This is a genomic window from Mesorhizobium sp. EU05-FHT14A09, assembly GCF_058790995.1.
On sequence record NZ_JBYTDF010000004.1, the window covers coordinates 198586 to 214199 of the forward strand.

14 protein-coding genes are annotated in these 15614 nt (G+C 62.4%); 7 read left to right on the top strand and 7 right to left on the bottom strand.

The features are described 5' to 3' along the window. Positions 1-8 precede the first annotated feature (8 nt). From pbpC to AC3WTO_RS16075, 7 genes are all read left to right on the top strand, one after another. Complete coding sequence (gene pbpC / locus AC3WTO_RS16045; protein ID WP_492461736.1) at positions 9-2120, top strand: penicillin-binding protein 1C; 2112 nt, start codon at positions 9-11, stop codon at positions 2118-2120. A gap of 205 nt (positions 2121-2325) precedes the next feature. After that, positions 2326-3354 (top strand): sulfate ABC transporter substrate-binding protein, encoded by a 1029-nt coding sequence (locus AC3WTO_RS16050; protein WP_492461738.1) that lies wholly within the window; start codon positions 2326-2328, stop codon positions 3352-3354. Between the two features lie 76 nt (positions 3355-3430). Beyond that, positions 3431-4282 (top strand): sulfate ABC transporter permease subunit CysT, encoded by an 852-nt coding sequence (gene cysT, locus AC3WTO_RS16055; protein WP_492461739.1) that lies wholly within the window; start codon positions 3431-3433, stop codon positions 4280-4282. Then, a complete protein-coding gene (gene cysW, locus AC3WTO_RS16060; RefSeq protein ID WP_492461740.1) occupies positions 4275-5159 on the top strand; it encodes a sulfate ABC transporter permease subunit CysW in 885 nt (294 codons plus the stop codon). Before cysT ends, cysW begins: the two co-directional genes overlap by 8 nt. 13 nt (positions 5160-5172) lie before the next feature. Further along, entirely contained in the window at positions 5173-6219 is a 1047-nt protein-coding gene (locus AC3WTO_RS16065) for a sulfate/molybdate ABC transporter ATP-binding protein (protein ID WP_492461741.1), read from the top strand. A 176-nt stretch (positions 6220-6395) separates the two neighbouring features. After that, positions 6396-7382 (top strand): sulfate ABC transporter substrate-binding protein, encoded by a 987-nt coding sequence (locus AC3WTO_RS16070; RefSeq protein ID WP_492461742.1) that lies wholly within the window; start codon positions 6396-6398, stop codon positions 7380-7382. A 279-nt stretch (positions 7383-7661) separates the two neighbouring features. After that, complete coding sequence (locus AC3WTO_RS16075; protein WP_492461743.1) at positions 7662-8114, top strand: RrF2 family transcriptional regulator; 453 nt, start codon at positions 7662-7664, stop codon at positions 8112-8114. 30 nt (positions 8115-8144) lie between these two features. On the opposite strand, the gene AC3WTO_RS16080 is transcribed toward AC3WTO_RS16075, so the two are convergent. From AC3WTO_RS16080 to AC3WTO_RS16110, 7 genes are all read right to left on the bottom strand, one after another. Beyond that, positions 8145-9386 (bottom strand): MFS transporter, encoded by a 1242-nt coding sequence (locus AC3WTO_RS16080; RefSeq protein ID WP_492461744.1) that lies wholly within the window; start codon positions 9384-9386, stop codon positions 8145-8147. Positions 9387-9483: 97 nt separating this feature from the next. Next, complete coding sequence (locus tag AC3WTO_RS16085; RefSeq protein WP_492461745.1) at positions 9484-11031, bottom strand: alkaline phosphatase family protein; 1548 nt, start codon at positions 11029-11031, stop codon at positions 9484-9486. A gap of 10 nt (positions 11032-11041) precedes the next feature. Further along, positions 11042-11797, bottom strand: coding sequence for a FadR/GntR family transcriptional regulator (locus AC3WTO_RS16090; RefSeq protein ID WP_492461746.1), 756 nt, complete (start codon positions 11795-11797; stop codon positions 11042-11044). A gap of 100 nt (positions 11798-11897) precedes the next feature. Next, positions 11898-12845 (bottom strand): carbohydrate kinase family protein, encoded by a 948-nt coding sequence (locus AC3WTO_RS16095; protein ID WP_492461747.1) that lies wholly within the window; start codon positions 12843-12845, stop codon positions 11898-11900. Beyond that, entirely contained in the window at positions 12835-13863 is a 1029-nt protein-coding gene (locus AC3WTO_RS16100; RefSeq protein WP_492461748.1) for an SIS domain-containing protein, read from the bottom strand. The genes AC3WTO_RS16095 and AC3WTO_RS16100 overlap by 11 nt, the downstream gene beginning before the upstream one ends. 2 nt (positions 13864-13865) lie before the next feature. Further along, a complete protein-coding gene (locus AC3WTO_RS16105; RefSeq protein ID WP_492461749.1) occupies positions 13866-14708 on the bottom strand; it encodes a carbohydrate ABC transporter permease in 843 nt (280 codons plus the stop codon). Further along, positions 14705-15592, bottom strand: a complete 888-nt coding sequence (locus AC3WTO_RS16110; protein WP_492461750.1) for a carbohydrate ABC transporter permease — start codon at positions 15590-15592, stop codon at positions 14705-14707. Before AC3WTO_RS16110 ends, AC3WTO_RS16105 begins: the two co-directional genes overlap by 4 nt. Between the last annotated feature and the right edge of the window lie 22 nt (positions 15593-15614).

Here is a 15614-nt window from a genome sequence, read left to right on the forward strand (position 1 = left end):
CGACGGCCATGACCGATAGCGTCTCCCCTCCTCCGGTTCGAAGGAGCCTACGGCGCCTGGCGATTTACGCTGGCGCCGCTGCCGGTCTGGCGGCGATCGCGATTGGCGGCTTGTGGGCACTCGACCGCGCCTTTCCGCCACCATTGCCGGATACGCTGGCGGTGTCGGCCGAGGTCCTCGACCGCGATGGCGCGTTGCTGCGTGCCTTCGCCACCAAGGACGGGTACTGGCGCCTGCAGGTCGGCCTCGATCAGGTCGACAAGAATTTCGTCGACATGCTGGTCGCTTATGAGGACAAGCGCTTCTGGGACCATGAGGGCATCGACCTGCTGGCGCTTGGGCGTGCCGCGACGCAGCTTGCCAACAACCGCCGCATCGTCTCGGGCGGCTCGACGCTGTCGATGCAGTTGGCCCGGCTCATCGAGCCGCGCGAGAGCCGTTCAGTCGGCTCCAAGCTGAAGCAGATGCTGCGCGCGCTGCAGATCGAGCGACGCCTGACAAAACGTCAGATCCTCGAACAATACCTGACCCTGGCGCCCTACGGCGGCAACCTCGAAGGTGTCCGTGCTGCCTCGCTTGCCTATTTCGGCAAGGAACCACGCCGTCTTACGGTTTCTGAGGCCGCTCTCCTGGTTGCGCTGCCACAATTGCCGGAGCGGCGTCGTCCCGACAAGAATCCCGCCATTGCCCAGGCAGCGCGCGACCGCGTGCTCAATCGCATGGTTTCGGCCGGCCTGATCGGCGAACGTGAAGCACGTCGCGCGGCCCTCGACGACGTCGCCGGGCTGCGGCGCCCGCTGCCTGCCTTTGCCGCGCATACCGCCAACACGCTGCTGCGCAGGGCAGAAGCAGGTGCGCCGCTCAAACTCACTCTGCGCAAGGGTGTGCAGGAGGGGCTGGAGGCCGTGGCGCGCGAAGCCGCCGGCCGGCTCGGGCCAAAACTCTCGGTCGCCATGGTGCTGGCCGATTCCCGTACGGGCGACATTCTGGGCAGCGTCGGCTCGGCTTCCTTCTTCGATTCCAGCCGCGCCGGCTGGATCGACATGACCCGCATCGTGCGTTCCCCGGGCTCGACCCTGAAACCCTTCATTTACGGGCTGGCCTTTGAGCAAGGCATGGTCGCGCAGGAAACCATAATCGAGGACAGCCCGGCCGATTTCTCCGGCTACCGGCCGAAGAACTTCGACATGGGTTACCAGGGTGACGTCTCGATCCGACAAGCACTGCAACTTTCCCTGAACGTGCCCGCGATCCGCGTCCTGGATGCGGTCGGACCGGCACGCCTGACCGCCCGGTTCCGCCAAGCCGGCGTGTCACCGGTGCTGCCGCTCAACCAGCCACCGGGCCTCGCCATCGGACTCGGCGGCGTCGGCACCAGCCTGCGCGATCTGGTTCAGCTCTATACGGGGCTCGCCAATGGCGGCAAGGTGCATCCGCTGCGTGACGGCACCGAGATCGTGCCTGTGACCGGCAGCGCCACCAGCATTCTGAACGAACAGGCCAACTGGCAGATCATCGATATCCTTGCCGGCGTGAGACCGCCCGAAGGCGCGCCGCAGCGCGGTATCGCCTACAAGACCGGCACATCCTATGGCTATCGCGACGCATGGGCGATCGGCTTCGACGGCCGTTATGTTCTCGGCGTCTGGGTCGGCCGCGCCGACGCCAGCGCAGTGCCGGGCCTCTCGGGTTATGTGTCAGCGGCGCCCATCCTGTTTGAGGGCTTTGTCCGTTCAGGCCTAGCAGCGGTTGCGTTGCCCAGCCAGCCCGCCGGCGTACTGCGGCCGAGACGCGAGGACTTGCCCGTCACCCTCGCCCGCTTCGGAGCAGGCACCGAAACCCAGCCCGGCATTGCCGCAACAGAGCCGGCGCCGCGCATCGTTTTCCCGCCTGATGGGGCTCGGGTCGACCTTGGCGTATCAGGAGACGAAGTAACGCCGCTGGTTCTCAAACTGCAGGGCGGCCGCGCGCCCTTCCGCTGGCTCGCCAACGGCAAGCCACTGGCCGGCATCGACCGCCGCCGCACCGCCACCTGGCTGCCGGACGGAACGGGCTATTCGACGCTGACCGTCATTGACGCCGCCGGCCGCGCCACCAGCGTCAAGGTCTTCGTCGAATAGGCTTGCCGGGCCGCCGGCGCAGGTTCAAGCGGAATCCAGCCATGACTCCATTCGGTGATCGCCACGCCGCTTCGATGAGGTAGAATTTTCTTGCCTGACCGGCAAATCGCTGGAACTTTTCTCCATGAGCCTGAAAAAGGCAACTTTCGCCGCACCCAAATTCTACAATTTCGATAGAGTAGAATACAGTTCAACGGAGGCGGAAATGACCAAACCTCATTTCAAGAAACTGCTCGGCATCCTTATCGCCGGTTCTGTCCAGTTCGGTGCGCTCGGTTTCGCGTTCGCTGACACGACGATCCTGAATGTGTCTTATGACCCCACCCGGGAACTCTACAAGCAGTTCGATGAAGCCTTCGCCGCATACTGGAAGAAGGAGAGCGGCGAGACCGTGACCGTCCAGCAGTCGCATGGCGGTTCGGGCAAGCAGGCGCGCGCCGTCATCGATGGCCTTGAAGCCGATGTGGTGACGCTGGCGCTGGAAAGCGACATCAACGCCATTGTCGACAAATCGAAGAAGATCAACCCCGATTGGCGCACCAAGTTCGAGCACAATTCCGCTCCTTACACCTCGACCATCATCTTCCTGGTCCGCAAGGGTAATCCGAAGGGGATCAAGGATTGGAACGACCTGGTGAAGGACGGCGTCCAGGTAATCACTCCGAACCCCAAGACTTCGGGTGGCGCACGCTGGAACTATCTTGCAGCCTGGGCCTACGCCAATGCGCAGAATGGCGGCGACGAGGCCAAGACCAAGGAATTCATCTCCAATCTCTATTCACACGTTCCAGTGCTTGACACTGGTGCACGCGGCTCGACCGTGACCTTTGCCCAAAAGGACCTCGGCGACGTTCTGCTCGCGTGGGAAAACGAGGCTTATCTCGCTCTTGATGAATTCGGTGCCGACAAATTCGATGTCGTCTATCCGCCTGCGTCCATCCTCGCCGAGCCACCCGTCGCCGTCGTCGATGGTAATGTCGACACCAAGGGCACGCGTAAAGTGGCGGAAGCGTATCTGAAATACCTCTATTCGAAAGAGGGCCAGACGATCATCGCCAAGAACCACTATCGTCCCGCCAAACCGGAGCTCGTGCCCGCCGAGGACCTTGCCAAGCTGCCCGAGATCAAGCTTGTGACGATCGATGACCCGCAATTCGGCGGCTGGAAGAAAGCTCAGCCTTATCATTTCGCCGACGGTGGTATATTCGACCAGGTCTACAAGCCGGCTCAGTGAGGGCTGCGGTGACACCTCGAACAGTTTCGAGGCGTCTTCCGGCTAAGGAAACAAGAAGGGACGGGCTAACAACAACATGACCACAGCACCCGCGCAGGCGGGGTGGCGGTTCAAGCAGCCGAGTGTCATTCCGGGTTTCGGACTGACGCTCGGCTTCTCGCTTGTCTACCTCACCCTTATCATTCTCATTCCCCTGGCGGGATTGGTCTGGCGTTCTGCTTCACTCGGATGGGTCGATTTCTGGCGCATCGTCACCGCCGACCGCACCTTGAAAGCTCTCGAAATCAGCTTTGGCACCGCACTCATCGCGGCCCTCATAAACGTGGTTTTCGGCACGATCGTCGCCTGGGTGCTGGTGCGCTACAAGTTTCCCGGCCGGCGCGTCGTCGATGCCATGGTCGATCTTCCCTTCGCATTGCCGACCGCTGTGGCCGGTATCGCCCTCACCACGCTCTATGCCCCCAATGGCTGGCTGGGCAGCCTGCTGATGCCACTCGGCATCAAGGTCGCCTATACGCCGCTCGGCATCATCATCGCGCTGGTCTTCGTCAGTCTCCCCTTCGTTGTCCGCACCGTCGAGCCGATCATCGAGGAGATCGACAAGGAGGTCGAAGAAGCAGCCGCCACGCTTGGCGCCAGCCGCTTCCAGACGATTACCCGCGTGCTTTTCCCGGGGCTGGCGCCTGCCATCATCACCGGTTTTGCCCTCGCCTTCGCCCGTGGCGTCGGCGAATACGGCTCCGTCATCTTCATCGCCGGCAACCTGCCCAAGGTGACCGAGATCGCGCCGCTGCTCATCGTCATCCGGCTCGAGGAATTCAATTACGCCGCGGCGACCGCGATCGCCGCCGTCATGCTGGCCATCTCCTTCGCCATGCTGCTTGTCATCAACCTCCTGCAGGCATGGAGCCGCAAGCGCTATGGCTGATCCGGAAATCAAGTCCTACGAGCCGGTGCATGACAACGTCTCGGCAGCCATCACCGAAAGCCGCCCGGCCCGTGCAGCTTTGATGGCGATCGCTTTCGTTTTCCTCGGCATCTTCCTGCTGCTGCCGCTGATCATCGTCTTCAAGGAAGCCTTCGCCAAGGGTGTCGGCGCCTACTTCGCCTCGCTGAACGACCGCGACACGCTGTCGGCCATCCGCCTGACCCTGACGGTGGCGCTGATCGCCGTGCCGCTCAATGTCGTCTTCGGCATCGCCGCTGCCTGGGCGATCGCCAAGTTCGAATTCAAGGGCAAAGCCTTCCTCACCACTCTGATCGACCTGCCTTTTTCGGTTTCGCCTGTGATTTCCGGCCTGGTCTATGTGCTGCTGTTCGGCGCCCAGGCCGTGCTCGGTCCGTGGCTTAAGTCGCATGGCATCGAAATCCTCTTCGCCGTGCCGGGAATCGTGCTGGCAACCGTCTTCGTCACCTTCCCGTTTGTCGCACGTGAATTGATCCCGCTGATGCAGGAACAGGGAACCGGCGACGAGGAAGCAGCGCTTTCGCTTGGTGCCAATGGCTGGCAGGTGTTCTGGTATGTCACGCTGCCCAACATCAAATGGGGGCTGCTCTATGGCGTGCTGCTGTGCAATGCCCGCGCCATGGGGGAATTCGGCGCGGTGTCGGTGGTGTCCGGCCACATCCGCGGCATGACCAACACCATGCCACTGCATGTCGAGATCCTCTATAACGAATACAACGCCGTCGGCGCTTTTGCCGTGGCATCGCTGCTGGCCGGTCTCGCGCTGGTCACTCTGATCTTGAAAACAGTTCTCGAGATGCGCTACGGCGCCGAACTCGCCGCGACACGCGGACATTGACAGGGACATTTGAATGGAAGTTCGCGTTGCCAATGTACGCAAGGAATTCGATCGGTTTCCTGCGCTTCGGGATGTCTCGGTCGATATTCGCTCCGGCGAACTGATCGCGCTGCTCGGCCCTTCCGGCTCGGGCAAGACTACACTGCTCAGGCTGATCGCCGGGCTGGAGCAGCCGACTGCCGGCAAGATATTCTTTGGCGACGAAGACGCGTCGAGCAAGACCATCCAGGAGCGCAATGTCGGTTTCGTATTCCAGCACTATGCCTTGTTCCGGCACATGACGGTGGCCGACAACATCGGCTTCGGCCTCAAGGTACGCCCGGGCGCCACCCGCCCGTCGAAGGACGAGATCCGCAGCCGCGCTTCGGAGCTACTCAAGCTGGTCCAGCTTTCGGGGCTGGAGAAGCGTTATCCCGCGCAACTGTCCGGGGGCCAGCGCCAGCGCGTCGCGCTTGCCCGCGCCATGGCGATCGAGCCAAAGGTGCTGTTGCTCGATGAGCCCTTCGGTGCGCTAGATGCGCAGGTGCGCCGTGAACTGCGGCGCTGGTTGCGCGAGATTCACGACACCACCGGTCACACCACTGTCTTCGTCACCCATGACCAGGAGGAGGCGCTGGAACTGGCCGATCGCGTCGTGGTGATGAGCCAGGGTCAGATCGAGCAGATCGGAACCGCCGACGAAGTTTACGACACACCGAATTCGCCCTTCGTCTTCGGTTTCATCGGGGAATCGAGCTCGCTGCCGGTCCGCGTCACTGACGGTCAGGTCTGGATCGCCGACCGACCGATCGGCCTTTCAGCGCCGAACCATCCGGCCGGCGATGCCCTGCTCTACTTCCGTCCGCATGACATCGAGCTGCTCGACGGCTGCAGCGGCTGCATTGCCGGCACGGTGGTGGCCAGTCGCCGCGTCGCCGGCACGCGCCGGGTCGAGCTCGAGATCGGCGGTGAGCGTCAGCGCGTCGAGATCGAACTGCCGGTCGATCATATCGCCTCCCAGAAGAGTCGCATCGCTTTCCGTCCGAGCCGATGGAAGCTGTTTCCGGCAAAGAGCACCTAAAACCTGGATTGCGCAGACCCTTCTCCACAATAAAAGAAAATTCATCCCGAAAAACCAAACAATGGGGATGGTTTTTCTATTTCCATTTATGGCTACAGACAGGCGTTCCTCGCCTTTGTGGTATCAGGTTCTAATGTACGGACTTCCGCAGTAAATTTTTCCAACGGAGTCCTTTCATGAAACGCCTTTTGCTCGCCGGTGTTGCGCTGGCCAGCCTAGTCCTCGCCGCAGTGCCCGCTTCTGCCGCCGAGAAGCTGCTCAACGCTTCCTATGACGTCGGTCGCGAACTGTTCGCACAGGTCAACAAGGCTTTCATCGAAAAGCACCCGGGCGTCACCATCGACCAGTCGCATGCCGGCACCTCGAAGCTGGCGCGTTCGATCGTCGAGGGCCTCGGCGCGGATGTGGTCACCTTCAACCAGGTTCCGGATGTCGACTTCCTGGTCAGGCAGGGCTTCGTCTCGGCGGACTGGCAAAAGGATTTCGCCAACAACGCCTCGCCGTTCTATTCGCTGCCTTCCTTCTTGGTCAGAGCCGGAAACCCCAAGAACATCAAGGACTGGGAAGATCTCGCCCGCGACGGCGTCCAGGTCATCTTCCCCAATCCGAAGACCTCCGGCAATGCGCGCTACACCTATCTGGCGGCGACCGCCTATGCCAACGAGAAGTTCAAGGGTGACGCAGCCAAGGTCAAGGAATTCGTCTCCAAGATCTTCGCCAACGTGCCGGTGTTCGATACCGGTGGCCGTGCCGCCACCACCACTTTTGCCGAGCGCGGTATCGGCGACGTGCTGATCACCTTCGAGTCGGAAACGCAGGGCATTGCCCGCGAATACGGCACCGACAAGTATCAACAGGTCGTTCCATCCGTCAGCCTGCTGGCCGAATTCCCGGTCGCGATCGTCGACAAGGTTGCCGATGAACACGGCACCCGTGAACTGGCCAAGACCTATCTCGATTTCCTGTACACGCCGGAAGGCCAGAAGATCGAGGCGCAGAACGGCCTGCGCGTGCGCGATGAGAAAGTCGCCGCCGAGTTCAAGGACAAGTTCCCTGAAGTCAGGCTCGTAACCGTCGAAGACGCATTCGGTGGCTGGGAAAAAGTCCAGAAGGAGCATTTCGCCGAAGGCGCGCTGCTGGACGAGATTTACGGCAACCGCTGACCCGGGCTGGTTCAATTTGAACCCGCCCCTCCCGACAGGCAATCGAGAAGAAGCCGGCGTAAGCCGGCTTTTTCATTTCCGCGCCCGCAACAGTGCCATTTTTGTAGCACAAACTCTTCGCGTTTCGAAAACACACGAAAAATCAACGCTCTTTTTATTGTATATCGACAAACTGGACTCTATTCTCTCTTGGTGCGTCCTGGCTGACGATTTCGCCATGATTTGCGCACAAACAGCCGGCAAACGGCTGACGGGATTGCGGCTCAGGCAGTGACAGGCATGCTCACCAAAAAAGGCAAGTACGGGCTCAAGGCCCTTGTGCATCTGTCGCGGATGCCGACCGGGCAACTGGCCTTCGTCAACGACATCGCCGTCGCCAACAACATCCCGAAGAAATTCCTCGACGCCATCCTCGGCGAATTGCGCAATGCCGGCTTCGTGCAGAGCCGCAAGGGCAAGGACGGTGGTTATCGCCTCGCCCGTCCGGCAGCGGAGATCAAGATCGGCCACGTCGTGCGCGTGCTCGACGGCCCGCTGGCGCCGATCCCTTGCGCCAGCCGCACTCAGTATCAGCGTTGCGAGGACTGCAACGAGGAAACCTGCGAAGTCCGCCACATGATGCTGGAAGTGCGCCAGGCGATCGCCGACGTGCTCGACAACCGCAGCCTGGCGGCGATGCGTGACGCCGACAATGACGACTATCCGCTGGAGTTGTCTTCCCAGTCCAACTGACCGCGAAACGCGGTCGGTAGTTTTCGGCAATTACGCGGTTGCGTGCCTAGGCCGCCCTACCCGCCACAAGACCAGCACCATCACGGCCAGGTTCACCACATTCCAGGCGATGCCGTTGAGGAACGCTGCGGCGTAGGAACCGGTAAGATCGTAGATCCAGCCCGAACTCCAGCCACCCACGGCCATGCCGATGATGGTGGCCATGATGACCAGGCCGACACGCTGGCCGGCCTCGGCCGCCGGCATGTATTCGCGCACGATGATCGCGTAGCACGGCACGATGCCGCCCTGGGAGAGACCGAACACCAGCGACACGATGTAAAGCGACGCCAGCCCGTCGAAAGGGATGTAGAAAAACAGCGACAGGCACTGCAACGCCGAGCCGATCAGCAGCGTCTTGATCCCGCCGATGCGGTCGGCAACGAAACCGGACACCAGCCGGCTGACGACGCCGCCGGCAAGCATGATCGACAGCATCTCGGCGCCGCGCGCCACGCCATAGCCGAGATCCATGCAATAGGCGACGATGTGCACCTGCGGCATCGCCATCGCCATGCAGCAGCCGAAACCGGCGACAATCAGAAGGCCTTGCAGGGTTGCCGGTGACAGCGCGATCGGCTGCACACGCCGAGCGGTGGAAGAAGGCGAGCCCGAGAAGGCGTCACGCGGCGCCGGTTGCCGCATCAAAAGCACCAGCGGTATCATGGTGACGAGGCAGAAGATGCCGATGACCAGATAGGTGAAACGCCATCCCTCGGCAGCGATCAGGGGCGGCATCACCACCGGCCACAACGCGCCGGCCAGGTAATTGCCGCAAGCAGCCGCAGCGACCGCGACACCGCGACGCCGATTGAACCAGTGCGAGATGTCGGCGACCAGCGGCCCGAAGATCGCGGCGGTACCGAAGCCGACCAGTATCCCTTGCGCCAGTGTAAACTGCAGGATCGAGCCGGCAAAGGATGCCAGGATCATGCCCGCGGCGAGCGCCAGCGACGACAGCAGTGCGGGCATCCAGTAGCCCCTACGGTCGACCGCGCGACCGACCAGCACGTTGCCGGCGGCAAACCCCACCATCGTGGCAGTGTAAGGCAAAGACGCGTCGGCTCGGTCAACGCCGAATTCGGCCTGCACGGCGGGCAGAACGACGACCACCGCCCACATGCCGACGGCGCCGATCGTGCCCAGCACGACGGACACACCAAGCCGCAGCCACGCTTCGCGGCCATCGATAACGGATATCGTATCGGCCGGCCGGATGGGATTCTGGTTCATGTCGGACTCCGTTTTCGGCGGGCCCGTCTTTATCGTTCACCACACGCGCAGCCGGCAGCACCAAGCTGGCTTAAGATTTAAGACCAGACCTGGTGCCTCAAGGCCGCGATACGACACCGCTTTCGGTGATCATCATGTTGGTCAGCGTACGCTCGGCATGGGTCAGTCGCCAGTCGAGCATCTTCTGCGCATAGCGCAGCACCCTTGCCGCCATTTCAGGCAGTCCGGCCAGATTGGTCGTCTCATGCGGGTCCTCGACCAGGTCGAACAGCAGCGGCGGCAGCGCGGCAAAATGCACATATTTGTAGTGCTCATCGCGTATCACCGCGTAGCTGCACTGATCGGATGTTATGCCGAGCGTTGTCTCTGCCTTCTGCGTCGCCACGGTGCGGAAGTCATGCTCGAAGAACACTGCGTTTCGCCAGTCAGCCGGCGTGTTTCCATGCAGCAGCGGCAACAGCGAACGGCCATCGCAGGCGCGCGGCTTTTCAAGCCCAAGCCAGTCGAGAATGGTCGGCATGATGTCGACGGCTTCGGTGAAAGTCTCCACGATCGAGCCGCGCGCGCCATCGGCAGCGGCACGTGGATCGCGGATCACCAGCGGCAGATGGAAGGCGCCGTCGAAATAGACCTCCTTGCCCCAGGCATGATGCTCACCCAGCATTTCGGCATGGTCGCTGGTGACGATGATCAGCGTGCGGTCATATTCGCCGGTTCGTTTCAGATGCTCGACAATGCGGCCAAGGTGGTGGTCGACTTCGGCGATCAAACCGTAATAGGTCGCGCGCATCTGCCGGATTTCGAGTTCGTTGGCGGTGACTGGATCGAACGGGCTGTGCTCGTCGTATCCGCCAGGCACGCTTATCCGATCCAGCTCATAGGCGAGCATCGGATGCTGCCGCTTTTCATCGGAAAGGCTTGTCGCCCGCACCGGCAAGGTTACGTCCGCCGGGTCGACCATCGCGTTGTAGGGCTCTGGCGCAATCAGCGGCGGATGCGGCCGCAAAAACACGAAATGCGCGAACCATGGGCTGTCACACCGCACCGAAAGCCATTTCAGGAAAGCGCCGGTCAGGAATGCCGCTTCGCTGTGTTCGGCCGGATAGATCGTGGGAATGTAGCGGAAGCCGCGATCGGCAGGCTTGTCGAAGCCAGGCTTTGGCCGGAAGACGTCGGCGCGGCCGCCTGGCAGGTCATAGCCCTTGGCGAGGAGATCGGCGATCCATTCTTCCATTTCGTCGGGCAGATGCAGGGCGGCCTCGAACCCGGGCATCACGCTCTCATAGGTCTTGAGCGACGGATCGTTGGCGTCGAGATCACGCGGGTCGGCACTGGTGTCCGTATAACCGAACAAGGCAGGACGGTAGCCTGCCTTGCGGGCCTCCAGGGCAACGTTGGTATGGCGCGCGTCGAGCGGCGTACCGTTTCGGCCGGATCGGTGGTTCATCAGATAGAGCCCGGTCAGCAGGCTGGTGCGCGAAGGCCCGCACGGCGTGCACTGTCCGAAATGCTTGCGAAACAGCATACCATCCGCGGCAAGCGCATCCAGGTTTGGCGTATGCACATTGGGATGGCCAAGGATCGACAGACAGTCGCCGCGCCACTGGTCGGCGCAGATCAGAAGCACGTTCGGGCGTTGCGTCATGTCGTCAGGCTCATTGTGGTTCGCGCCCCACCACCTTGTCGGTGTTGGCGAGCAGCTTGCGGACCGCCGCACGCGCTGCATCCGGGCGCTGCTGGCGGATGTTCTTTTCGATCAGCTCATGCAGTTTCTGAGCGGTCTCGAGGTCGTCGCCTTCACGCGTTACATGCACGAACAAATGGTCGAAAGCCTGCTCGATCAGCACACCGAGCGGCACCAGCAGGTCGTTGCCGGACGCGCGCAGGATGGCAAGGTGAAAGCGCGTGTCGGCGCGCGTGCGTTCTTCCAGTGTTGCAGCGTCGTTCATGTCGCGGCAGGCCCGCGAAATCTCCTCCATCTGCTCTTCGGTCCTGCGCATGGCGGCGAACGCCGTGGCCTCAGGCTCGATCAGGTGACGGAATTCCTGCACCGTGCGCAGGAAAGCGCCGCGGTCCGGCGAGGTCGCGTACCAGCCCAGCACATCCCGGTCGAGCAGGTTCCAGCGTTCGCGCGGTTCAACCCGGCTACCAACTTTAGGGCGAGATGCAAGCAGGCTCTTGGCCATCAGCATCTTGATCGCCTCCCGCACCGCCGAGCGGCTGACGTTGAAGGTTTCGGCCCATTTGGTTTCGTTGGGCAGGATGGTGCCGGGCGGATAGTCACCGCGCACGATGGCGAGGCCGATCTCGTTGGCGACATGCACGTGCACGCTGGAACCCGCCCGACGCACGGTGGGCTTCGCCTTTCCGACGCGATTGTCGCTTTCTGCCTTCCCCTTGGCCGCGCGCATGCTGTTCCTTGTCGGCACCAGGCCAACAAGCAGGCCCGCATCACCCGCCCAACAAGTCTGGGCTTGGCCGGCATGTCAAGGCGTCAGCCATGAGAAGACTTCAGCTCAGCGCCACGTCCAGTGAAACGTAACGTCGTGGTGAGGAGGCGATGGCCGCAGAAGCCACCGCAACGCCGGCCCGCAACGCATCTTCCAGCAAAGCACCCTCCAGCAAAGCGCCGAGATAGCCTGCGTTGAAGGTGTCGCCCGCACCGGTGGTGTCGATCACGGTGACGGCCGGTGCCGGCACATGCGTGACCTTGCCGTCGCGCCAGGCGAAAGCGCCATCGCCACCGCGCTTGACGACGACGATGGCGCCGGGTTTGGCGTGCCTCGCGAGCCAACCCGCAGCCGCTTCCACAGTCTTCTCACCGGACAAGGACAGGCTCTCGATCTCGTTCAGCAGCACATGGTCGCAATGCGCGAGACAGGCGACGGTGGACGCCTTGATCGCATCGGTCCAGCCGTTCGAAGGCCAGCCGGTATCGAGGGCGACCGCAAACCCGCGTGCGGAGATCGCCGCCAGCATCGTCTCGAAGGCATCGATCAGATCGAGGTAAAGAAAAGAGCCGGTCAGCAGCGCGATGTCGCCGGCGGATGCCTTCTCCGGCAACATGGCCAGCATGCTTTCCGGTGTCTGCACCGCGAGATTGCCGGCAGTGGTGAGAAACGATCTCTCGCCACCCGGATGCTCGACACCGACCGATAGCGCCGTCGGGGCTGCCACCTGGGGCCAGGTGCGGGCCACCTCGCCGAACGTCTCCACCAGCCAGGCGCCGAACATATCGTTGCCGACATTGCAGACGATGTGATGCGGCACGTCCAATGCCTTGAGCGCCAGCCCGGTATTGCCTGCCGGCCCGCCGGCCCGCAGTTCGGAATGATCGACGAAGGTTTCCGTTCCCGGCCGGGGCCAGGGCGTTACCGGTCCCATGATCAGATCGACCATGACGCCACCGATGACATGGATGGAGGGTCCCTCAGGAGGGTGTGGACGTTCATGCTTCATGGTCAATTCCAGTTACTTTCGTCGAGCGCACCGGTTCGCCGACGCCCGCAACCTTGCGGCCGGAAACGGCAATGATGAGCTTTTGCAAGGCAGGCAGCATCGTGGCGACGGCGCAGAGCCCGTTGCCGCGAGGAAATGCAACGGTCATGGTGCCTTCGATCGGCGCCTCACCGCTGCAATCGAAGATCACCGGAATGGTCCCAGCACCAAGCGCGGCCTTGGCGAGCGTCGCCGTACCAGCGCTGAGCACACCTGCACCCCGCAGCAGAAGCACGCCCAGATCAGGTGCCAAAGCCTCCAGCGGGCCGTGACGGAACTGGCCGAATTCGAAGCCGAATGCCGGGATGCGGGCCAGCTCCATCAGCATCAGGCCATTGGCTTCCGCTAGCCCGCGCAATTCGCCTCGCCCGGCGATGATGACGGAATTCTTCCGTACCAACGCCTCGAGGGCCTCGTCGGACACGGGCCCAGGTGATGCAGCAAGGGCAATCGCAAAATCGCCGATGTCATTACCCGCCGCCGCGAGGATTGCCGCATGCAGCGCAAGCGTGACGGTGAGGCTACGCGTCGCCGCGAACGCCACCTCCTGGCCGCCCGTGCCGATAAGGCATGGCAAGACGCGCCCAAGCGTGCTCTGCGCCGCCAGCGTCATGCCAAACAGGTCGACGCCACGCGGCAGAAGATCCAGCAACTGCAGGATCTCTCCGGATTCACCCGATTGCGAAACCAGCACGATCGTGCACGACTTCGGCGGCGGGCCTTGCAGCAATGCATCGCCTGCCGTCTCGGCCCGGCAATCGACTCCAAGCCGGCGCCAGCACGTCTCAACCACGCGATTGGCATAGTGCGACGCGCCCATGCCGATCAGGACCAGCCGGCCAGTGCGCGCGATGCTGGCAGCCACTTGAGCCGCCATTGTTTCATTCGATGTCAGCGAAGCAACCGCATCAGCACCTTGTCGCGCCATCTCGGCCTGCAGCAATGCGAGCCCCTTGCCGCTTGTTGTCTCCGTCGCCATGGTCAGCCTTTCACGCTGCCGGCAGACAGGCCGGAGAGCAATGATTTCTGCAGGAAGAAGCCGATCAGCACCGGCGGCAGCGCCGCCAGAAGACCGACCGCCGATATCAGTCCATAGTCGGTGGCGCGACCAGCCGCGAAGTCGGCGATCGCTACCGGCAGGGTCTTGGCGCGCGTGTCGCTCGTGTAGAGCAGCGCATAGAAGAACTCGTCCCAGGCAAGCAGCAGTGCAAACAGCGCAGCCGCTCCGGTCGAGGCGGCCGCCACCGGCAAGGTGATGCGCGTCAGGATCTGGAACAGATTTGCCCCATCGATCGAGGCGGCCTGCTCGATCTCCACCGGCACGCTGTCGAAACCCGACTTCATCAGCCAGGTCACGAAAGGCAGAAGGATGGTGCAGTAGACGATGATGAGCGAAGTGACATTGTTGAGTAGGCCCAGCGCGGAAAACACCTTGTAGAGCGGCAGGATCAGCGCCACCGGCGGCATCATGTAGGTGACGATCACCGCATAAAGCAGCGGCATGCGGCCAGGAAAGCGCGAGAAGGAATAGGCCGCGGGAATGCCGGCGGCGAGCGCGATCACCGTGGCACTGACGGCGACGATCACCGAATTGCGCAGCGCCGACAGAAAGGCCAATCCGGCCGATCCTTCCTCCAGTGAAAACAGCCGCGCGTAGCGCGAGAAATCCGGCTGCTCGGGAATCCAGCGCAGCGGAAGGGTGGTGAGGTCGTTGGCGTCCGAAATGCTCATGATGAACAGCCAGGCGACCGGCGCCAGAATGGAAGCCACGAACACGGCCACGGCGAGATAGACCAGGACGGTGGCGGTCAGGCTGCGTCTCACGAGCGTTTCTCCCGCCGCATCAGCATGACGACATAGACCGAAATCATCATTGCGCTCATCGCGGTTACGGTCAGAGCGTAGGCAGCACCACTGCCGGCGCGCAGATAGGTGAATGATTCCTGGTAGACGAAAAACGACACCGTCTTGGTGGAGTCGGCCGGCCCGCCACGCGTCATCACATAGAAGATGTCGAAGACCTTGAAGGCTTCGATGGCGCGCAACACCATGGCGACGCTGAGCGAGCCCATGATGCCCGGCAGTGTAATCTTCCAGAACCGCGTCCAGGCGTTCGCCCCATCCATGATCGCGGCTTCATAAAGGTCCTTCGATACCGTCTGCAGACCGGCCAGCGCGATCAGCGCGATCAGCGGGTAGTTCTTCCAGATGTCGGCAAGAATGACCATGTTCATCGCCGTGGCCGGATCGCCCAGCCAAGAGCGATAGGCATCGAGCAAGCCGACTTGCGTCAGCAGGGCATTCAGGCTGCCATATTCGGGGTTGTAGATCAGGCGCCACATCACAGCGTTGACGATCGTGGGCAGCGCCCAGGGCAGGATCAGCAGCGCCCGGACCAGGGTTCGGCCTTTGAATTCCTGGTTGAGCAGCAGCGCGACCAGCACACCGAGCACCACTTCGGCGGAAACCGACAGCACGGTGAAATAGGCGGTGTGTCCGACGGCAGCGCGAAAGTCGCTGTCGTCGATTATATAGGCGAAATTCTCCAGCCCGACCCATTGCCACACATAACCCTGGCCGGTGAGGCTGGCGTCGGTGAACGCCAGCCACAAGGTGTTGAGCAGGGGAAAGGCCGTCACCAGCACCATGATCGCAATCATGGGCGCAAGCAGCAACCAAGCCGTACGGTCCTGTTGGGCTGAGGCCATGACGGCTTTGTTCTCCCCTTCG